The organism is Enterobacter sp. Tr-810, assembly GCF_011752765.1.
Classification (GTDB): domain Bacteria; phylum Pseudomonadota; class Gammaproteobacteria; order Enterobacterales; family Enterobacteriaceae; genus Enterobacter; species Enterobacter soli.
Map to the genome: position 1 here is coordinate 261093 of NZ_VWWW01000006.1, position 21246 is coordinate 282338.

Annotated in this window: 19 protein-coding genes, 1 tRNA gene and 2 rRNA genes; 18 read left to right on the forward strand and 4 right to left on the reverse strand. The window is 51.9% G+C overall.

Annotated elements, in window-relative coordinates; translation table 11 throughout:
- Positions 1-56 precede the first annotated feature (56 nt).
- The 11 genes from aroQ (at position 57) to F3J30_RS17855 (ending at position 10099) form a co-directional block, all read left to right on the forward strand.
- Positions 57-509: a type II 3-dehydroquinate dehydratase gene (gene aroQ / locus F3J30_RS17805; RefSeq protein ID WP_014072003.1), complete on the forward strand. Its 453-nt coding sequence runs from the start codon at positions 57-59 to the stop codon at positions 507-509.
- 21 nt (positions 510-530) lie between these two features.
- Positions 531-995 carry an acetyl-CoA carboxylase biotin carboxyl carrier protein gene (accB, locus tag F3J30_RS17810; RefSeq protein WP_014072004.1) on the forward strand — a complete coding sequence of 155 codons (465 nt, stop codon included), beginning with the start codon at positions 531-533 and terminating at the stop codon, positions 993-995.
- A 10-nt stretch (positions 996-1005) separates the two neighbouring features.
- On the forward strand, positions 1006-2355 hold the full coding sequence (accC, locus tag F3J30_RS17815; RefSeq protein WP_166718067.1) for an acetyl-CoA carboxylase biotin carboxylase subunit: 1350 nt from the start codon (positions 1006-1008) through the stop codon (positions 2353-2355).
- Positions 2356-2463: 108 nt separating this feature from the next.
- Positions 2464-2706: a YhdT family protein gene (locus F3J30_RS17820; protein ID WP_166718068.1), complete on the forward strand. Its 243-nt coding sequence runs from the start codon at positions 2464-2466 to the stop codon at positions 2704-2706.
- Positions 2696-4147, forward strand: coding sequence for a sodium/pantothenate symporter (gene panF, locus F3J30_RS17825; RefSeq protein WP_166718079.1), 1452 nt, complete (start codon positions 2696-2698; stop codon positions 4145-4147). The genes F3J30_RS17820 and panF overlap by 11 nt, the downstream gene beginning before the upstream one ends.
- Before the next feature lie 11 nt (positions 4148-4158).
- Positions 4159-5040 carry a 50S ribosomal protein L11 methyltransferase gene (prmA, locus tag F3J30_RS17830; RefSeq protein WP_014072008.1) on the forward strand — a complete coding sequence of 294 codons (882 nt, stop codon included), beginning with the start codon at positions 4159-4161 and terminating at the stop codon, positions 5038-5040.
- Between the two features lie 137 nt (positions 5041-5177).
- On the forward strand, positions 5178-5918 hold the full coding sequence (locus F3J30_RS17835) for a carbonic anhydrase family protein (protein WP_166718069.1): 741 nt from the start codon (positions 5178-5180) through the stop codon (positions 5916-5918).
- 330 nt (positions 5919-6248) lie between these two features.
- Positions 6249-7214, forward strand: coding sequence for a tRNA dihydrouridine synthase DusB (gene dusB / locus F3J30_RS17840; protein ID WP_014072010.1), 966 nt, complete (start codon positions 6249-6251; stop codon positions 7212-7214).
- Between the two features lie 23 nt (positions 7215-7237).
- The gene (fis, locus tag F3J30_RS17845; protein WP_000462905.1) at positions 7238-7534 is read left to right on the forward strand and encodes a DNA-binding transcriptional regulator Fis; all 297 of its coding nucleotides are present in this window, start codon (positions 7238-7240) and stop codon (positions 7532-7534) included.
- Between the two features lie 180 nt (positions 7535-7714).
- Entirely contained in the window at positions 7715-7879 is a 165-nt protein-coding gene (locus tag F3J30_RS17850; RefSeq protein ID WP_014072033.1) for a DUF2556 family protein, read from the forward strand.
- Positions 7880-8017: 138 nt separating this feature from the next.
- Positions 8018-10099: a bifunctional diguanylate cyclase/phosphodiesterase gene (locus tag F3J30_RS17855; protein WP_166718070.1), complete on the forward strand. Its 2082-nt coding sequence runs from the start codon at positions 8018-8020 to the stop codon at positions 10097-10099.
- Here the strand turns inward: F3J30_RS17855 and envR are convergent.
- On the reverse strand, positions 10094-10741 hold the full coding sequence (envR, locus tag F3J30_RS17860) for an acrEF/envCD operon transcriptional regulator (protein ID WP_166718071.1): 648 nt from the start codon (positions 10739-10741) through the stop codon (positions 10094-10096). The genes F3J30_RS17855 and envR overlap by 6 nt on opposite strands.
- Before the next feature lie 397 nt (positions 10742-11138).
- On the opposite strand from envR, the gene F3J30_RS17865 reads away from it, so the two are divergent.
- From F3J30_RS17865 to F3J30_RS17895, 7 genes are all read left to right on the forward strand, one after another.
- Complete coding sequence (locus F3J30_RS17865; RefSeq protein ID WP_166718072.1) at positions 11139-12278, forward strand: efflux RND transporter periplasmic adaptor subunit; 1140 nt, start codon at positions 11139-11141, stop codon at positions 12276-12278.
- Positions 12279-12289: 11 nt separating this feature from the next.
- Positions 12290-15400, forward strand: coding sequence for an efflux RND transporter permease subunit (locus F3J30_RS17870; protein WP_166718073.1), 3111 nt, complete (start codon positions 12290-12292; stop codon positions 15398-15400).
- Between the two features lie 302 nt (positions 15401-15702).
- A complete protein-coding gene (locus F3J30_RS17875; RefSeq protein ID WP_008502867.1) occupies positions 15703-15924 on the forward strand; it encodes a lipoprotein in 222 nt (73 codons plus the stop codon).
- 490 nt (positions 15925-16414) lie between these two features.
- Positions 16415-17440: an amino acid ABC transporter substrate-binding protein gene (locus tag F3J30_RS17880; RefSeq protein WP_014072039.1), complete on the forward strand. Its 1026-nt coding sequence runs from the start codon at positions 16415-16417 to the stop codon at positions 17438-17440.
- Between the two features lie 67 nt (positions 17441-17507).
- Positions 17508-18689, forward strand: a complete 1182-nt coding sequence (locus F3J30_RS17885; RefSeq protein ID WP_014072040.1) for an amino acid ABC transporter permease — start codon at positions 17508-17510, stop codon at positions 18687-18689.
- A 9-nt stretch (positions 18690-18698) separates the two neighbouring features.
- A complete protein-coding gene (locus F3J30_RS17890) occupies positions 18699-19802 on the forward strand; it encodes an amino acid ABC transporter permease (RefSeq protein WP_166718074.1) in 1104 nt (367 codons plus the stop codon).
- A gap of 7 nt (positions 19803-19809) precedes the next feature.
- Positions 19810-20568, forward strand: a complete 759-nt coding sequence (locus F3J30_RS17895; protein ID WP_014072042.1) for an amino acid ABC transporter ATP-binding protein — start codon at positions 19810-19812, stop codon at positions 20566-20568.
- Positions 20569-20878: 310 nt separating this feature from the next.
- On the opposite strand, the gene rrf (F3J30_RS17900) is transcribed toward F3J30_RS17895, so the two are convergent.
- From rrf (F3J30_RS17900) to rrf (F3J30_RS17910), 3 genes are all read right to left on the reverse strand, one after another.
- A 5S ribosomal RNA gene (gene rrf, locus F3J30_RS17900) occupies positions 20879-20994 on the reverse strand.
- Positions 20995-21037: 43 nt separating this feature from the next.
- Positions 21038-21113 (reverse strand) — tRNA-Thr (locus tag F3J30_RS17905).
- 14 nt (positions 21114-21127) lie between these two features.
- Positions 21128-21243 (reverse strand): 5S ribosomal RNA (gene rrf, locus F3J30_RS17910).
- Between the last annotated feature and the right edge of the window lie 3 nt (positions 21244-21246).

The window sequence follows — 21246 nt, forward strand, 5'->3', positions numbered from 1 at the left end:
GCGCATCGAAGGTATATTTTGTTTTTTACCGGAGAATCGCAGGAGATAGCAGCACAATGGCTGACAAGTTCCAGATCTTAGTTTTGAACGGACCGAACTTAAACATGCTCGGCACCCGTGAGCCAGAGAAGTACGGCACCCTGACATTGAGTGAAATTGTTAACCGTCTTGGGACGGAAGCGGCCTCATTGAATGTGGATTTGGATCATTTTCAGTCAAACGCGGAGTACGCAATCATCGACCGTATTCATCAGGCTAAAGACAATGTGGACTATATCCTGATCAATCCGGCCGCGTTTACGCACACCAGTGTTGCTATCCGTGACGCGCTGCTTGCGGTGAGTATCCCGTTCATCGAGATCCACCTCAGCAACGTACATGCGCGGGAGCCGTTCCGTCACCATTCGTATCTGTCAGATATCGCCGCTGGCGTTATCTGCGGACTTGGTGCGGACGGTTATTCATACGCTTTACAGACAGCGGTAAAACGCTTGTCACAATCACACTAAACAAGAGTACGGAACCCACTCATGGATATTCGTAAGATTAAAAAACTGATCGAGCTGGTTGAAGAATCAGGCATCTCCGAACTGGAAATTTCTGAAGGCGAAGAGTCTGTACGCATCAGCCGTGCAGCCCCAGCCGCTAGCTTCCCGGTAATGCAGCAAGCTTACGCTGCACCGATGATGCAGCAGCCTGCGCTGGCCGCAGCCGTTGCACCAGCAGCAGAAGCCGCACCTGCAGCAGCTGCAGAAATCAGTGGTCACATCGTACGTTCCCCAATGGTTGGTACTTTCTACCGCACCCCGAGCCCGGACGCGAAAGCGTTCATCGAAATCGGTCAGAAAGTCAATGTAGGCGATACCCTGTGCATCGTTGAAGCCATGAAAATGATGAACCAGATCGAAGCAGACAAGTCAGGTACTGTGAAAGCGATTCTGGTCGAAAGTGGTCAGCCGGTTGAATTCGACGAGCCGCTGGTCGTCATCGAGTAACGAGGCGCACATGCTGGATAAAATTGTTATCGCCAACCGCGGCGAGATTGCTCTGCGTATTCTTCGTGCCTGTAAAGAACTGGGCATCAAGACTGTCGCGGTGCACTCAAGCGCGGATCGCGATTTAAAACACGTATTGCTGGCGGATGAGACGGTCTGTATTGGCCCGGCTCCGTCCGTAAAAAGCTATCTGAACATCCCGGCTATCATCAGCGCCGCTGAAATCACCGGCGCGGTGGCAATTCATCCGGGTTATGGCTTCCTCTCTGAGAACGCCAACTTTGCTGAGCAGGTTGAACGCTCTGGCTTTATCTTCATCGGCCCGAAAGCCGACACCATTCGCCTGATGGGTGACAAAGTGTCTGCAATCACGGCGATGAAAAAAGCCGGTGTTCCAACCGTTCCAGGTTCTGACGGCCCTCTGACCGACGACATGGATGCTAACCGTGCTCATGCTAAACGCATTGGCTACCCGGTTATTATCAAGGCGTCCGGCGGTGGCGGCGGTCGCGGGATGCGCGTTGTGCGCAGCGACACCGAACTGGCGCAGTCCATCTCCATGACCAAAGCTGAAGCGAAAGCGGCTTTCAGCAATGACATGGTGTACATGGAAAAATACCTGGAAAACCCACGTCACATCGAAATTCAGGTGCTGGCAGACGGTCAGGGTAACGCTATCTATCTGGCAGAACGTGACTGCTCTATGCAGCGTCGTCACCAGAAAGTTGTTGAAGAAGCACCAGCACCGGGCATTACCCCGGAACTGCGTCGCTACATCGGCGAGCGTTGCTCTAAAGCCTGTGTGGATATCGGCTATCGCGGTGCAGGTACCTTTGAGTTCCTGTTCGAAAACGGCGAGTTCTATTTCATCGAAATGAACACCCGTATTCAGGTAGAACACCCGGTTACCGAAATGATCACCGGCGTTGACCTGATCAAAGAGCAGCTGCGTATTGCAGCCGGTCAGCCTCTGTCCATCAAGCAGGAAGAAGTTGTGGTGAAAGGCCATGCGGTAGAATGCCGTATCAACGCCGAAGACCCGAATACCTTCCTGCCAAGCCCGGGTAAAATCACGCGTTTCCACGCGCCGGGTGGCTTTGGTGTGCGTTGGGAGTCTCATATCTACGCCGGCTACACCGTACCGCCGTACTATGACTCAATGATCGGTAAGCTGATTTGCTACGGCGAAAACCGTGACGTGGCTATTGCCCGCATGAAGAACGCCCTGCAAGAACTGATCATCGATGGTATCAAAACCAACGTTGACCTGCAGATGCGTATCATGAGTGACGAGCACTTCCAGAATGGTGGAACTAACATCCACTATCTGGAGAAAAAACTCGGTATGCACGAGAAGTAAGACTGTATCGACGCTAAAAGGCCGGACTTTCCGGCCTTTTTTATTTCTGGGGATCAGAAAGCCCCATCATGTACAATCCCCGCTTTCTTCATCCACAAGGGACAAAAAATGGACACGCGTTTTGTTCAGGCCCATAAAGAAGCGCGCTGGGCGCTGTGGCTGACCCTTCTCTATCTAGCTGCATGGTTAGTAACTGCTTACTTACCTGATTCCGCTATTGGCATCACCGGCTTGCCACACTGGTTTGAAATGGCCTGCCTGCTGGTACCGCTGGTATTTATTGTGTTGTGCTGGGCAATGGTGAAATTTATCTATCGTGATATTCCGCTGGAGGACGATGATGCAGCTTGAAGTCATTCTGCCCCTTATCGCTTACCTGCTGGTGGTGTTTGGTCTGTCAGTTTATGCCATGCGTAAAAGAACGACAGGCACCTTCCTGAACGAGTATTTCCTCGGTAGTCGCTCGATGGGCGGAGTCGTGCTGGCCATGACGCTCACAGCAACTTACATCAGCGCCAGCTCGTTTATCGGCGGGCCCGGCGCTGCCTATAAATACGGGTTAGGCTGGGTGCTGTTAGCGATGATTCAGCTTCCTGCCGTCTGGCTCTCGCTGGGCATTCTGGGTAAAAAATTTGCTATTTTGGCCCGTCGCTATAATGCCGTAACGCTCAACGATATGCTGTTTGCCCGCTACCAGAGCCGACTGTTGGTATGGCTAGCGAGCCTAAGCCTGCTGGTCGCCTTTATCGGCGCGATGACGGTGCAATTTATCGGTGGGGCGCGTCTGCTGGAAACCGCAGCGGGTATTCCTTACGAAACGGGGCTTATCATCTTCGGGGTCAGCATTGCGCTCTATACCGCCTTTGGCGGATTCCGCGCCAGCGTGCTGAACGATACGATGCAGGGCATGGTCATGCTCATTGGTACGATTGTCCTGCTGGTCGGTATCGTTCATGCCGCAGGTGGCCTGAGCCATGCAGTTGAAACGCTCGAAGCGATTGATCCGAAACTGGTCTCGCCGCAGGGAGCGGATGATATCCTTTCCCCGACATTTATGACCTCCTTCTGGGTGCTGGTTTGCTTTGGTGTGATTGGCCTGCCGCATACCGCCGTGCGTTGTATCTCTTATAAGGACAGCAAAGCGGTTCATAAAGGCATCATCATTGGCACCATTGTGGTTGCTATCCTGATGTTTGGCATGCATCTGGCAGGCGCATTAGGTCGTGCCGTGATCCCGGATCTCACCGTGCCGGACCTGGTGATCCCAACATTAATGGTCAAAGTTCTGCCGCCGTTTGCCGCCGGGATATTCCTTGCTGCACCGATGGCCGCCATCATGTCGACGATCAACGCCCAACTGCTGCAAAGTTCCGCTACGATCATTAAAGATCTCTATCTGAACGTGCGTCCTGAACAGGTCACCAATGAAACACGCTTAAAACGCATGTCGGCCGTGATAACCCTGGTGCTGGGAGCGCTGTTGTTGTTAGCCGCATGGCGTCCGCCAGAGATGATCATCTGGCTCAACCTGCTTGCGTTTGGCGGGCTGGAAGCCGTGTTCCTGTGGCCACTGGTTCTGGGGCTGTACTGGGAGCGGGCAAATGCCGCTGGTGCCTTAAGCGGCATGATTGTCGGTGGCGTGCTGTATGCCGTCCTGGCGACATTTAAAATTCAGTATCTGGGCTTCCATCCGATTGTGCCTTCGCTACTGTTAAGTTTGCTGGCGTTTGTGGTGGGTAACCGTTTTGGCCAACCCGTGCCACAGGCTGCCGTAATTTCTACTGATAAATAAAGAGTTTTGCCATGCCGTGGATCCAACTAAAACTGAACACAACCGGCGCTAACGCCGAAGAGCTGAGCGATGCGCTGATGGAAGCCGGTTCGGTTTCCATCACCTTCCAGGACACGCATGACACCCCGGTGTTTGAGCCGCTGCCTGGCGAAACACGCCTGTGGGGCGACACCGACGTTATCGGCCTGTTCGACGCAGAAACCGACATGAAAGAGGTGGTCGCGACCCTGGAAAACCACCCGCTGCTGGGTGTTGGCTTTGTGCATAAAATTGAACAGCTGGAAGACAAAGACTGGGAACGCGAGTGGATGGATAATTTCCACCCGATGCAGTTCGGCAAACGTCTTTGGATCTGCCCAAGCTGGCGCGATGTGCCGGATGAAAACGCGGTCAACGTGATGCTTGATCCGGGTCTGGCGTTTGGTACGGGTACACACCCGACAACGTCACTGTGCCTGCAATGGCTGGATGGACTGGATCTGGAAGGCAAAACAGTGATCGATTTCGGCTGCGGATCCGGGATCCTCGCGATTGCCGCACTGAAACTGGGCGCGAAAAAAGCCATCGGGATCGATATCGATCCGCAGGCGATTCAGGCCAGCCGTGATAACGCCGAACGCAATGGCGTATCCGATCGTCTGGAACTGTATCTGCCAGACGCCCAGCCAGAGGTCATGAAAGCCGATGTAGTGGTCGCTAACATCCTGGCTGGCCCATTACGCGAACTGGCCCCGTTAATCAGCGTGCTGCCCGTTGAGGGTGGTCTGCTGGGCCTTTCTGGTATCCTGGCAAGCCAGGCAGACAGCGTTTGCGAAGCCTATGCCGATCTCTTTGCGCTCGACCCTGTGGTTGAGAAAGAAGAGTGGTGTCGTATTACCGGCCGTAAAAAATAAGCATTTGGCGTGGTCATCTGACCACGCCTGCCTTCCTCGAATTTTTCTCTCGCCGCCAGATGTTCTTCGGTAAAATAACCCTATCAATCATATTGTTAATATATGGTTGAATTACAAAAATTCACCGGAAGAATATTATGACTCACTTAACTGGCAAGGCAGCGCTGTTCGCGCTGAGCATTATCTCGGCTTCTGCTTACGCATCGCACTGGAGCTACCAGGGAGAAGGCGCACCGGAACACTGGGGTGAACTGGATGACGCGTACAAGACCTGCCAAAGCGGGATGAATCAATCACCTGTCAATATTGATTCAACTGCCAAAGCGCATCTCTCCCCGCTGCAAACACACTACACCGATGGCCTTGTGACCCTGACAAATAACGGCCATACCATTCAGGCAACTGAAAAAGCAGAAACTCGCGACACCATCACCCTCGACAAGCAATCCTGGACGCTACAGCAATTCCATTTCCACGCACCGAGTGAAAACACCATTCACGGCAAAAAATACGCGATGGAAATGCATTTGGTACATAAAAATAGCGATGGCGAGCTGGTCGTGGTTGCGGTGATGTTCGATAAGGGTGCCGCAGCTCCTGAGCTTGAAAAACTGTGGAGCGTAATGCCCGAGCAAGCCGGGCAGAGCGTCGCCATCAAGCAGGATCTTGATCTCAATAAGCTTCTGCCAAAAAATAAAACCTACTGGCGCTTTAGCGGTTCTCTGACCACTCCACCGTGCTCCGAAGGTGTGACCTGGATTGTTCTTCAGCAACCACTCACCCTTTCTGCCGCGCAACTGGAGAAATTCACCCATACCATGCATCACGATAATAACCGCCCGGTACAGTCACTTCATGGACGCGTCGTTGTCGAATAACGTGCATTTTTTGCGCTAAGATCATGTTCTAAATTGCGACGCAGATCGCATAGAACTGGGATAATCCGCTGCAAAAAACAGCAGATTATCCCGCTTATGTGATACCTTTATTCAGAAATGATGAGAAGTTACGGGAAATTGTAAGAGACGATAAAATAACCGTTATCGCATAACACAATGATTTAAATAGTGAATAATTTTCACCACTGGCCCTGAGCGGCGATTCATTGATCTACAACAGTGGATTGTTCAAAGTTTGGCCTTTCATCTCGTGCAAAAAATGCGTAATATACGCCGCCTTGCAGTCACAGTATGGTCATTTCTTAACTCATGCGCATCGGACACCACCAGCTCAGAAATCGCCTGATCGCAGCCCCTATGGCAGGTATTACCGACCGACCATTCAGGACGCTGTGCTATGAGATGGGAGCAGGTTTAACCGTTTCCGAGATGATGTCGTCTAACCCGCAAGTGTGGGAAAGCGATAAGTCCCGCCTGCGGATGGTGCACATAGATGAACCAGGTATTCGTACCGTGCAAATTGCCGGAAGCGTGCCTGAAGAGATGGCAGATGCCGCGCGTATTAACGTGGAAAGTGGCGCCCAGATTATTGATATCAATATGGGTTGCCCGGCCAAAAAGGTGAATCGCAAGCTTGCAGGTTCAGCCCTTCTGCAATACCCCGACCAGGTGAAGTCAATCCTGGAGGCGGTTGTCAGCGCGGTGGACGTTCCTGTTACGTTGAAGATTCGCACGGGTTGGTCGCCGGATCACCGTAACTGTGTAGAGATTGCCCAACTGGCCGAAGACTGTGGCATTCAGGCCCTGACCATTCATGGACGCACTCGCGCCTGTTTGTTCAACGGTGAAGCTGAATACGACAGCATTCGGGCAGTTAAGCAGAAAGTTTCCATTCCGATTATCGCGAATGGCGACATAACTGACCCGCTTAAAGCCAGAGCTGTGCTCGACTATACGGGAGCTGATGCTCTGATGATAGGACGTGCCGCTCAGGGAAGACCCTGGATCTTTCGGGAAATCCAGCATTATCTGGACACTGGAGAGCTGCTTGCTCCACTGCCTCTGGCAGAGATTAAGCGCTTGCTTTGTTCGCATGTTCGGGAATTGCATGACTTTTATGGTCAGGCAAAAGGGTACCGAATTGCGCGTAAACACGTCTCCTGGTATCTCCAGGAGCACGCTCCGAATGACCAGTTTCGGCGCACATTCAACGCCATAGAGGATGCCAGCGTACAGCTGGAGGCGTTGGAGGCATACTTCGAAAATCTTGCGTAATGAAATAAAGAGCTGACAGAACTATGTTCGAACAACGCGTAAATTCTGACGTACTGACCGTTTCCACCGTTAACTCTCAGGATCAGGTAACTCAAAAGCCCCTGCGTGACTCGGTTAAACAGGCACTGAAGAACTATTTTGCTCAACTGAACGGTCAGGATGTTAATGACCTGTATGAGCTGGTATTGGCTGAAGTTGAACAGCCACTGTTGGACATGGTGATGCAATACACCCGCGGTAACCAAACCCGCGCTGCGCTGATGATGGGTATCAACCGTGGTACTCTGCGTAAGAAACTGAAAAAATACGGCATGAACTGATACTAATCAGTTAAATGCTTGTTTAAAAAGGCGCTCTTCGGCATGGGGAAGCGCCTTTTTTATTGCCGCTTACAATTAGCGTCAACGCTTTGTAAACCTTCACATTCCCTGCTTTTCAATGTCTGCATTTCGTGTATATTTCCACCACCTTAACGGCCTCACTTCTCCCGGAATGACACAATGATTCGTAAATACTGGTGGCTGGTTGTCTTTGCTGTCTCCGTTTTCATTTTCGATGCGCTGCTGATGCAGTGGATTGAACTGATGAGCACCGAAACCGATAAGTGCCGCAATATGAATTCCGTGAACCCGTTAAAGCTTGTGAATTGTTCCGATCTCGATTAAGCCTCTGACGCTGCGCCCCTTGCTATCACTCAATAATTGAAGGGATTTAAATCCCTTTGAGTCATTACCTGACGGTGATAATGTCTCAGCCCTTCTCAACCTCTCTTGCTAAACCTCTCACAACGAGCTGAATAGACCATGCTGGTTAGCCAATACAACCAAATCCTCGTAGTCACCTCCTTTGTTGTCGCCATCCTTGCTGCCTATACCGCGTTGAATATGGCTGCACGTGTCGCCGGAAGCCAGGGAGTGTCGGCTCGCATCTGGCTAGCGGGCGGTGGCATCGCAATGGGTATTGGCGTGTGGGCGATGCATTTCATCGGGATGCTGGCCATGGATCTCTCCATGAGCATGAGTTACAACGCGGCGCTCACGGTGCTATCGATGGTGATTGCCATCGGCTCATCGATGTTTGCGTTGTGGCTTGTCAGCTGCGAGCAACTGCGTTTACGCCGCCTGTTGCCCGGTGCGTTAGTGATGGGAAGCGGTATTGTCGCCATGCATTACACCGGCATGGCTGCGCTTGAGGTTATGCCTGGCATCGTCTGGGACAAAAGTTGGGTGGCCATTTCCGTCGTCATTGCCCTCGCCGCCTCCCTCACGGCTCTGTGGCTGACATTCCGTTTACGCCACGAAGCCGCGCAGGTGGCGCTGATGCGCCTGGGCGCGGCTATCACCATGGGGATAGCCATCGCCGGGATGCACTATGCCGGCATGAAAGCCGCACAGTTTCCGATGTCGACCATGGTGCATCACCACGGCATTAACGGCAGTTGGCTGGCGGTGCTGGTGAGCGTAGTCGCGCTCTCAATTCTGGGGATCACCCTGCTGGTATCGATGCTGGATGCCCGCCTTCAGGCACGCACATCGTTGTTGGCCTCTTCTCTGGCGGAAGCTAACCGCGAGCTGGCGCAACTGGCGCTGCACGATACGCTAACCCGCCTGCCCAATCGTATTCTTCTGGAAGACCGACTTGATCAGGCCATCAGTAAAGCTGACCGTGAAGGCTCCCATTTTGCGCTGATGTTTATGGATCTCGATGGCTTTAAAGCCATCAACGATGCCTACGGTCATGATGTGGGCGATAAGCTGCTGGTCGCCGTCACAAAGCGCCTGCTGCTGCCACTGAAAGGCCAGTACACCCTTGCCCGTATCGGCGGGGATGAGTTTGTCCTGCTGGCAGAAACGGAAGGGCCAGATGATGCCGCCTCACTGGCAAGTGCGCTGGTTCGTGCCATTGATAGCCCCTTTGCCCTGGAGCCCTATGAGCTGGTCGTGACCCTCAGCATCGGCATTGCGCTGTACCCGCACGACGGTCATAACGATCGTGAGCTGATGTTTAACGCTGATGCGGCGATGTATCACACCAAACATATGGGACGAAATGGCTATCACTTCTTCCAGCCATCAATGAACACCCTGGCGCAAACGCATCTCCAGCTGATGAATGACCTGTGGCTGGCTATCGACCGCGATGAGTTACGTTTGCTTTATCAGCCTAAATTCCACGCTCCAGCAGGGCCAGTCCTCGGATTTGAAGCCCTACTGCGCTGGCAACACCCGAAACAGGGCCTGCTGACACCGGACATGTTCCTGCCGCTGGCTGAAAAAACGGGGCTTATTATTCCTATCGGTAACTGGGTGATTAACGAAGCCTGCCGTCAGTTACGGGAATGGCATCTTCAGGGGCACCAGAGCTGGTCGATGGCGGTGAACCTTTCAACCCTTCAGTTTGAGCAGCCTTCACTGGTTAAAACCGTGCTCGACTGCCTGGAGCGCCATAATGTGCCGCCTGAAATGCTGATTCTGGAAGTGACCGAGACCACGGCAATGAGTAACCCTGATGAAAGTGTGCGCGTATTGACCGAGTTAACCAATGCTGGTGTGAAAGCCTCCATAGACGACTTTGGCACAGGCTACTCAAGCCTGCTTTACCTCAAACGCTTACCGGCCTGTGAGCTGAAAATCGACCGCGCATTTGTAAAAGAGCTGAGTGGCGAAAGTGATGACGCGACGATTGTCTCGGCTATTGTGGCGCTGGCCAAAACGCTTAACCTGAAAGTGGTTGCCGAAGGTGTTGAAACACAGGCGCAGCAGGAATTTTTAACGGAACTGGGCTGCAACACGCTTCAGGGGTATCTGTTAGGTAAACCCGTTAGCGCACAAACTATTGAAGCCCTTTGCCAGGATGGAGAGTTACTCCCCACCAGCGAGTCATAAGGCTACGTCATACATCACTGGTGGCACATGCGTGCGATGCAGTGTCGCCAGAATGTTATCGACCAGAGCCGGAGCCTGTTGATAAAGGTTAAAGCTCTCTCTGTTCATTAACCAGTTCTTAATAAGTCCACTAAAGAAACCGTGGAAAACGATCAGGGTGAGTTCAATATTCACGTTTGGTGAAATCGTATTTTTTAAAACACACAACTCCAGTGTCTTGCGCAAACACTCGTAATTTATGCCGATGCGCTTACGAATTTCATATTCTGAAATAACTTCGTCAGTAAATTCACATTTATGATAAAGAATTTGCAATAGCGCGCACTGTCGGGGTTCGTTGGCGATATATTGCAATGCAGTAATAAATTGCTCACGAAGCATTAACAACGGATCATCATCCTCTGAAAGTGAAAGACGCTCCCTGATGATATCCCGCAGCGGTAATTGCTGTTCCCAGATAGCATTAAATATTTCTGATTTACTGGAGAAATGCCAGTACACCGCCCCACGAGTCACCTGCGCAGCATCGGCAATATCCGTCAGGGTCGTGTTCGCCACACCGCGCGTTGCGAACTGCCCAATTGCCGCTTCGATCAGTCGTTGCCGTGTCTGTTGTGCCTCTTTTTTCGTTTTACGCGCCATAGACAGTACTCATTACTCGCAGGGTTGATATGCCATCCGCAGCCAATAAGCGGGTTCAGCAAAACAGAAGTATTCACCAGAACCGAAATTGATTTTGCACAAAAAAAGTCACTTTATTTAATTCATATATTTGATAAATGATTCAATAGCAACACATTCATTAAATACATTAATAATATGAATCAACCAAGGCAAAATTAAAAACTGCCGATATGATAAACCTGCATATAGGGTGTCAGATTCTGATTATGATGCTCACATATCTCCCTCAGCACTTATAAATTAAACAACATTAAATACCCTCATTATTATACGCAGCTACATTTTTTGTTTTGTGCCCTCAGCCCTCTCACCGATTTACGGCAAACATCGGTTATGGGTATTTAAAGGAACAGTAATGACACTTCATTTCAGACTCTTACCCTTATCCGGTTTAATTGTTGCTGCAGCCCTGCTCGCGGGCTGCGATGGGCAGGGTGACCAACAACCGCATCCGCAGTCGCCGCAAGTCAGCGTGTATACCGTAAAAAGCGCGCCACTGGCCGTGACCACTGAGCTTCCGGGCAGAACCGATGCTTTCCGCGTTGCAGAAGTGCGGCCTCAGGTGAGCGGGATCATACTGCGCCGTAACTTTACGGAAGGAAGCGATGTCAAAGCCGGAGACTCCCTTTATCAGATAGATCCTGCAACCTATCAGGCGGCATACGACAACGCAAAAGGTGAGCTGGCTAAGGCCCAGGCGGCGGCGAATATTGCGCATCTGACGGTCAAACGTTATGTCCCACTGGTGGGCACCCAATATGTCAGTAAGCAGGAGTACGATCAGGCCGTAGCAACAGCTCAGCAGGCTGATGCCAGCGTGGTCGCAGCGCAGGCAGGTGTTGAGAGCGCCCGCATTAATCTCGCGTATACCAAAGTGACATCGCCCATTGAGGGCCGGATTGGTAAATCCAGCGTGACCGAAGGGGCGCTGGTCACCAATGGACAGGCCACGGCTCTGGCAACCGTCCAGCAGCTTGATCCCATTTATGTCGACGTGACCCAGCCCAGCAATGATTTTATGCGTCTGAAGCAGTCCAGCCTGCAAAAAGGAGATGGCAGCAGCACCGTCGAGTTACTGATGGAAAATGGTCAGCCTTATCCCCTGAAAGGCACGCTGCAATTCTCCGACGTGACGGTGGATGAAAGCACCGGCTCGATTACGCTTCGCGCTATTTTCCCGAACCCTAAACACCTGTTATTGCCGGGCATGTTTGTGCGGGCGCGTATTGATGAAGGCGTACAGCCGGACGCCATTCTGGTGCCTCAGCAGGGGGTCACTCGCACACCCCGTGGCGATGCGACCGTACTGGTCGTTAATGACAAAAATCAGGTGGAATCGCGTACGGTTGTTGCGCCACAAGCCATTGGCGATCGCTGGCTGATTACCGAAGGGTTAAAGAACGGTGATCGCGTGATCGTCAGCGGTTTACAGAAAGCCCATCCTGGTACCACCGTGGTGGCTACACCCGATACTACTGCTAATACAGCCAGCTAAGGGAAGAGAACATGGCTAATTTCTTCATCCAGAGGCCTGTTTTCGCCTGGGTGCTCGCTATCATTCTGATGATTGCCGGTGGGCTCGCCATCTTAAAACTGCCCATCGCACAGTATCCTACCATTGCGCCGCCCGCAGTAGCGGTCACGGCAACTTACCCTGGTGCGGATGCCCAGACGGTGCAGGACACCGTTACGCAGGTTATCGAACAGAACATGAACGGTATCGATAACCTGATGTATATGTCCTCCACCAGCGACTCTGCCGGTAGCGTAACGATCACCCTGACCTTCCAGTCGGGTACAGACCCGGACATCGCCCAGGTACAGGTGCAAAATAAACTCCAGCTCGCCATGCCATTGTTGCCGCAAGAAGTGCAGCAACAGGGTATTGGCGTAGAGAAATCCAGTAGCAGCTTCCTGTTGGTTGCGGGCTTTGTTTCGGACAATAAGAGCCTCACCCAGGATGACATCTCTGACTATGTCGCATCGAACGTAAAAGATGCCATTAGCCGAACCTCCGGCGTTGGCGATGTTCAGCTGTTTGGCGCCCAGTACGCCATGCGTATCTGGCTCGACAGCAATGCGATGAACAAATACCAGCTCACACCGCTGGATGTTATCAACCAGCTGAAAACCCAGAACAATCAGATTGCCGCGGGCCAGTTGGGTGGAACACCGTCCGTGCCGGGGCAGCAGTTAAACGCATCTATCATTGCGCAGACCCGACTGAAAACGCCGGAAGAGTTTGGCCGCGTAACGCTGAAGGTGAACCAGGATGGCTCAATGGTGCATCTGAAAGACGTTGCCCGTATTGAGCTGGGCGGCGAAAACTACAACATGGTGACCAAGATCAACGGTCAGGCAGCAACCGGGTTGGGGATTAAGCTTGCCACCGGCGCCAACGCCCTGGATACCGCCGCGGCGATCAAAACCAAGCTTGCGCAGTTGCAGCCTTTCTTCCCGCAAGGGCTGAAAGTGGTTTATCCGTACGACACCACCCCGTTCGTAAAAATTTCTATTCATGAAGTGGTGAAGACGCTGTTTGAGGCAATCATTCTCGTCTTCCTGGTCATGTATCTGTTCCTGCAAAACCTGCGGGCAACCCTCATCCCTACCATCGCGGTTCCGGTAGTGCTGCTGGGGACATTCGCCATACTGGCCGCATTTGGCTTCTCTATAAACACGCTAACGATGTTCGGTATGGTGCTGGCCATCGGCCTGCTGGTTGATGATGCCATCGTGGTGGTGGAGAACGTCGAACGTGTTATGGTCGAAGACAAACTGCCGCCCAAAGAGGCCACGCAGAAGTCGATGGAACAAATTCAGGGCGCACTGGTCGGTATTGCCATGGTGCTCTCCGCGGTGTTCATTCCGATGGCCTTTTTTGGCGGGTCGACGGGGGCCATTTACCGACAGTTTTCACTCACCATTGTTTCAGCGATGGCGTTGTCCGTGCTGGTAGCGTTGATTTTAACGCCCGCACTCTGTGCCACGCTGCTCAAACCAGCCAGCGAGCACCATGAAAAACGAGGTGGGTTCTTCGGCTGGTTTAATGCCCTCTTTGATAAAAGCGTGGAGCATTACACCAACAGCGTCAGCGGTATTTTGCGCAAGACCGGGCGTTATCTGCTGGTTTATGTCCTTATCGTCGGCGGCATGGCGGTTCTGTTCCTGCGCCTGCCAACCTCCTTCCTGCCAGAAGAGGATCAGGGGGTGTTTATGACAATGGTTCAGCTGCCGGCCGGTGCAACGCAGACGCGTACCCAGCAGGTCCTTGACCAGGTTCAGAACTATTACCTGAACAAGGAAAAAGCCAATGTGGAATCGGTGTTTACCGTTAACGGGTTTAGCTTCAGCGGTCAGGGGCAAAACTCAGGTCTGGTGTTCATAAGCCTGAAACCCTGGGAAGATCGCCCGGGGAGCGAAAACAACGTTGAGGCGATTGTTGGACGCGCCACTAAAGCGTTTAGCCAGATAAAAGATGGTCTGGTATTTCCGTTTAACTTGCCTGCCATTCTGGAGTTAGGCACGGCGACCGGCTTCGATTTTGAGCTGATTGACCAGGCCAACCTTGGACATACTCAGCTGACCCAGGCGCGTAATCAGCTACTCGGCATGGTGAAAGAGCATCCTGACCTGCTGGTACGCGTGCGTCCTAACGGGCTTGAAGATACGCCACAGTTCAAGCTGGATGTGGATCAGGAAAAAGCACAGGCGCTGGGTATAAGTCTCTCTGATGTTAACCAGACCATTTCGACCGCGCTTGGCGGGACCTATGTGAATGACTTTATTGATCATGGCCGCGTGAAAAAGGTTTATGTCCAGGCGGATGCCCGTTTCCGAATGCTGCCGGGCGATATCAATAATCTTTACGTGCGCAGTGCAAACGGCGAGATGGTTCCTTTCTCATCGTTTAGCAGCTCTCACTGGGTTTACGGTTCACCGCGCCTGGAGCGATACAACGGGATGCCATCAATGGAGATCCTCGGAGAATCCGCACCGGGTAAAAGTACCGGTGAGGCAATGGTAATGATGGAAAACCTGGCCGCAAAATTGCCTGCGGGTATCGGCTACGACTGGACGGGAATGTCCTTCCAGGAACGTCTGTCGGGTAATCAGGCGCCTGCGCTGTATGCCATCTCTCTGATCGTGGTCTTCTTGTGCCTCGCCGCACTGTATGAAAGCTGGTCGATACCGTTCTCGGTCATGCTGGTTGTGCCACTGGGGGTCATCGGCGCGCTTCTCGCAGCCTCCCTTCGCGGTCTGAACAATGACGTGTACTTCCAGGTCGGCTTGCTCACGACGATAGGGTTATCGGCCAAGAACGCCATTCTGATTGTTGAGTTTGCAAAAGACCTGATGGAAAAAGAAGGCAAAGGCATCATTGAAGCAACGCTTGAAGCGTCAAGAATGCGTCTTCGCCCTATCTTGATGACTTCTCTGGCCTTTATTCTGGGTGTGATGCCGCTGGTGATTAGCAGCGGAGCCGGGAGCGGCGCTCAAAATGCCGTGGGGACAGGGGTAATGGGCGGCATGTTGTCAGCCACCCTTCTGGCCATCTTCTTCGTGCCGGTGTTCTTTGTGGTTGTCCGACGACGTTTCACCCGTCATAAAGAGTAACGCTTAACAAAAGGCACCCTGGGTGCCTTTTTATTTTTAACGGAAACAATGAATTGGCCAGGGAAACATCACAACGTTTAAAATGCGCTATTTGCATTAAGTAAAAATAAAACAGCCAGTGGCTTCACAATTTCTCCATTAATTCATCCGGGTAAGTCTCTTTTCTCCATGATTTTTACAAACCACATAATTTGAGATTATTCCCCATGCAACCTGGGCTTATCACAATGGTAAAATAACCTCGATTCGTTAATTGCCCTCCTGGCTTTCTGGCGAATTAAAAAGAATGCAGAGGTAACATCATGAAAAGGTTCATTTCCGTTGCACTACTCGCTGCGCTGCTTGCTGGTTGCGCGCACGACTCTCCATGTGTACCGGTATACGACGATCAGGGGCGACTGGTTCATACCAATACCTGTATGAAAGGCACCACCCAGGATAACTGGGAAACAGCCGGTGCAATTGCTGGCGGTGCTGCCGCAGTAGCAGGTCTGACGCTGGGTATCGTTGCTTTGACGAAGTAATCGCTAAGGCATAAATGTACACTTGTGAAAGCGCGGCTCCGGTCGCGCTTTTGCTTTGAAATAGTGCAGTTTTTTCAAAGAAGTAAAATATTAGCCCTGGTTTCTTCCATCAGCTTATTTTAATTCAGACGTTAATCACATCTTTTTTGCGCATCTATTCAAATTTCATATTCCATAGTGATGATTTTCACAAATTAATTACATTAAATATCCTGCCAATATTCACGCCAGAAACTATCTATTGTTATATCCGACATGTAATCAAACTTTTGCTCTAATTTGTGGCGCAGGTTGTAATTTCGCACCATTTCGGGGCGCTCGATTTATTTAACCCTGTCTACACTCAGCATTATGCGTTCCGTTGTCCTTTATTTTCGCGAGCGCAAACCTGGCATTACGTTTGCTTTATAAACGTTGGCCAAAGCCACAGACAGGTCAAAGCGTTTTAAAACGCCTCTATAACGATAAATTTCGCCACACAGGATGCATTATGAAAAAGACGATGATAGCCAGCCTGGCCGCCGCGGGCGTGTTGTTTGCTGTAGCCAACCAGGCCCATGCGGGCACAACGCTTGATGCCGTAAAAAAGAAAGGTTTTGTACAGTGCGGTATCAGTGACGGGTTACCTGGCTTCTCTTATGCCGATGCCAACGGCAAATTTACCGGTATTGACGTTGATGTCTGCCGTGGTGTCGCCGCAGCCGTTTTCGGTGATGACAGCAAAGTAAAATATACCCCGCTGACGGCGAAAGAACGCTTCACCGCCCTGCAATCTGGCGAAGTTGATATGCTCTCGCGTAATACCACCTGGACCTCTTCACGCGATGCCGGCATGGGGATGTCATTCACTGGCGTAACCTATTACGACGGTATCGGCTTCCTTACCCATAATAAAGCGGGCCTGAAAAGCGCCAAAGAACTGGATGGGGCAACCGTATGTATTCAGGCCGGTACCGATACCGAACTGAACGTCGCAGATTACTTTAAAGCGAACAAGATGAAATATACACCAGTGACGTTCGACCGCTCTGACGAATCAGCGAAAGCGCTGGAGTCGGGTCGTTGCGATACGCTGGCTTCTGACCAGTCGCAGCTGTACGCCCTGCGTATCAAGCTGAGCAATCCTGCTGAGTGGATCGTATTACCTGAAGTGATCTCCAAAGAGCCTCTGGGACCGGTTGTTCGCCGTGGCGATGAAGACTGGTTCTCCATTGTGCGCTGGACGCTGTTTGCCATGCTGAACGCCGAAGAGATGGGTATCAACTCGAAGAACGTCGATGAGAAAGCAGCGAACCCAACTAACCCGGATATGGCGCACCTGTTAGGGAAAGAAGGCGATTTCGGTAAAGACCTGAAGCTCGACAACAAATGGGCTTACAACATTGTTAAGCAGGTTGGTAACTACTCTGAGATCTTCGAGCGCAACGTAGGATCGGAAAGTCCGCTGAAGATCAAACGCGGCCAGAACAATCTCTGGAACAACGGCGGTATTCAGTACGCTCCGCCAGTTCGTTAAGCATTTGCTGTAACGGGCACCGCGCTTGCGGTGCCCACTCCAGAGTCATGGTTACCGAGGTTTCTTTATGTCCCATCGCCGCTTAGCCGTAAAAGGATCGTTATCCTTTTCTCATCCCGCGGTTCGCGCCTGGCTGTTCCAGATTATCGCCATCGTCGTGGTTGTGGTTATTGCCGTTTACTTAATCCATAACACCGTTACCAACCTGAATAACCGCGGTATCACCTCCGGCTTTGCATTTCTGGATCGCAGCGCGGGTTTCGGCATTGTTCAGCATCTTATTGATTATCAGGAAGGAGACACCTACGGACGCGTGTTCGTGGTCGGCCTGCTGAATACGCTGCTGGTTTCGGCGCTCTGTATTGTTTTCGCTTCCGTACTGGGGTTCTTTATCGGCCTGGCGCGGCTTTCTGAAAACTGGCTGCTGCGAAAACTGTCGACGATTTATATCGAGACGTTCCGTAATATCCCGCCACTGCTGCAAATTTTCTTCTGGTATTTTGCCGTCCTGCGTAACCTCCCTGGGCCTCGCCAGGCAGTGGACGCCTTCGACCTGCTTTTTCTGAGCAATCGTGGGCTGTACATTCCCTCGCCTCTGGCGGGTGAAGGGCTGTATGCATTTATTGCTGCTATTGCTATCGCCATTGCCCTGTCTGTAGGGTTGTTCCGCTATAACCGCAAACACCAGATTAAAACCGGTCAGCTGCGCAAAACCTGGCCTGGTGCCGCACTCCTTATCGTAGGTTTGCCACTGCTGGCACACTGGTTCGTTGGCGCTGCGCTGCACTGGGATATTCCGCATTTGCGCGGTTTTAACTTCCAGGGAGGGATGGTCTTAATCCCTGAGCTGGCGGCACTGACACTGGCGCTATCTATTTATACGTCGGCATTTATCGCGGAGATCATCCGTTCGGGGATCCAGGCCGTGCCTTACGGTCAGCACGAGGCTGCACGCTCACTCGGCCTGCCGAACACAGTGACACTGCGTCAGGTCATTATTCCGCAAGCATTGCGGGTCATCATTCCACCGCTGACCAGCCAGTATCTCAATATTGTCAAAAACTCGTCGCTGGCTGCCGCTATTGGCTATCCCGATATGGTGTCGCTGTTTGCAGGAACCGTGCTCAACCAGACCGGGCAAGCGATTGAAACTATTGCCATCACAATGTCCGTCTATCTGATTATCAGCCTGGTGATTTCGTTGCTGATGAACCTTTATAACCGTCGCATCGCACTGGTTGAGCGTTAAGGAGCCATGATGACAAAAGCGATATTGTCTCACTCTTCGCGTCCATCCAGAAAACCTGGCGGACGCTATATCAACTGGGCGCGCAAGAACCTGTTCTCCAGCTGGAGTAACAGCCTGCTGACCGTTGTCTGTCTGTGGTTGATGTGGGAATTGATCCCACCGTTACTGAACTGGGCATTTTTGCAGGCTAACTGGGTAGGCTCTACCCGCGCTGACTGTACAAAAGCGGGCGCATGTTGGGTGTTTATCCACGAGCGTTTTGGCCAGTTTATGTATGGGCTATATCCGCACGAACAACGCTGGAGAATTAACCTGGCTCTGGTCATCGGTTTGCTCTCCATCGCCGTCATGTTCTGGAAAAAGCTGCCGCATCGCGGGCGTTACATTGCCTGCTGGGCTGTGGCCTATCCCATTGTTGTCTGGGTATTGCTGTACGGTGGTTTCCTTGGACTGGAACGTGTCGAAACTCGCCAGTGGGGTGGCCTGACGCTGACGCTGATTATCGCCTCCGTGGGAATTGCCGGTGCATTACCCTGGGGGATTTTACTGGCACTTGGACGGCGCTCCAGAATGCCGGTCGTGCGTGTGCTTTCCGTTATCTTTATCGAGTTCTGGCGCGGCGTGCCGTTGATTACTGTGCTGTTTATGTCATCGGTCATGCTTCCACTCTTTATGGCTGAAGGAACGAAGATCGATAAGCTTATTCGCGCGCTGGTAGGCGTGATTTTATTCCAGTCGGCTTACGTTGCCGAAGTGGTGCGTGGCGGTCTTCAGGCATTGCCAAAAGGTCAGTACGAGGCTGCGGAATCTCTGGCTCTCGGATACTGGAAAACACAGGGGCTGGTGATACTGCCTCAGGCACTTAAGTTGGTTATTCCAGGGCTGGTGAACACGATCATCGCACTCTTTAAGGATACCAGTCTGGTGATCATCATTGGCTTGTTTGATCTCTTTAGCAGCGTGCAGCAGGCCACTGTCGATCCTGTCTGGCTTGGTATGTCTACTGAGGGCTATGTCTTTGCCGCTCTGATTTACTGGATTTTCTGTTTTAGCATGTCGCGCTATAGCCAGCATCTGGAGAAGCGCTTTAACACCGGGCGTACACCGCACTGAGGAAATTATGAGCCAGATTACTATGACACCTGCCGACGCGATGATTACGCTGGAAAACGTCAATAAATGGTACGGACAGTTTCACGTACTGAAAGATATCAACCTGAAGGTTAAACAGGGGGAGCGAATCGTTCTCTGTGGGCCTTCAGGCTCGGGTAAATCCACAACCATTCGCTGTATCAACCACCTGGAGGAACATCAGCAGGGACGTATTGTGGTTGATGGTATCGAGCTGAATGAAGATATTCGCAATATCGAACGTGTGCGCCAGGAAGTCGGAATGGTATTTCAGCACTTTAACCTTTTCCCGCACCTGACGGTTCTACAGAACTGCACCCTTGCACCAATTTGGGTGCAAAAGATGCCGAAAAAGGAAGCGGAAGCGCTGGCAATGCATTACCTGGAACGCGTGCGTATTGCTGAACATGCGAATAAGTTTCCGGGACAGATATCAGGTGGGCAACAGCAGCGCGTGGCCATCGCCCGTTCACTTTGCATGAAACCTAAAATAATGCTGTTTGATGAGCCAACATCCGCACTCGATCCGGAAATGGTGAAGGAAGTTCTGGATACCATGATTGGTCTGGCGCAATCCGGGATGACCATGCTGTGTGTGACGCATGAAATGGGGTTTGCCCGTACCGTAGCTGACAGGGTGATCTTTATGGATCGCGGTGAGATTGTGGAACAGGCTCCGCCAGATGAGTTCTTTGCTCATCCAAAGTCAGAGCGTACACGAGCATTCTTGTCGCAGGTGATTCACTAGTCGTTAGTCTGCCCGGTGGTGTCTTGTCTACCGGGCTAATTGGCTATCCAGATCGGGTAAGGCTAAGTCGCTACCCGACTTTTTCAGACGGCACAAAGCAAAAAACCCCGTACCTTTCGGTACGGGGTTTTTCTTATTTGATGTCTGGCAGTTGTATGCCAGGTGTCCTGCCCGGCACCCTGCGGGCAGCACTCCGTGCTGTGCAAATCCGCTCCCGGCGGATTTGTCCTACTCAGGAGAGCGCTCACCGACAAACAACACGTAAAACAAAAAGCCCAGTCTTTCGACTGAGCTTTTTGTTTTATTTGATGTCTGGCAGTTCCCTACTCTCACATGGGGAGACCCCACACTACCATCGGCGCTACGGCGTTTCACTTCTGAGTTCGGCATGGGGTCAGGTGGGACCACCGCGCTAAAGCCGCCAGACAAATTCTTTTACTATGTGCCGAACTTCAACCTACGTATTAAGTGGTGCTGATACCCAGAGTCGAACTGGGGACCTCACCCTTACCAAGGGTGCGCTCTACCAACTGAGCCATATCAGCACGCTAAATTTGATGCCTGGCAGTTCCCTACTCTCACATGGGGAGACCCCACACTACCATCGGCGCTACGGCGTTTCACTTCTGAGTTCGGCATGGGGTCAGGTGGGACCACCGCGCTAAAGCCGCCAGGCAA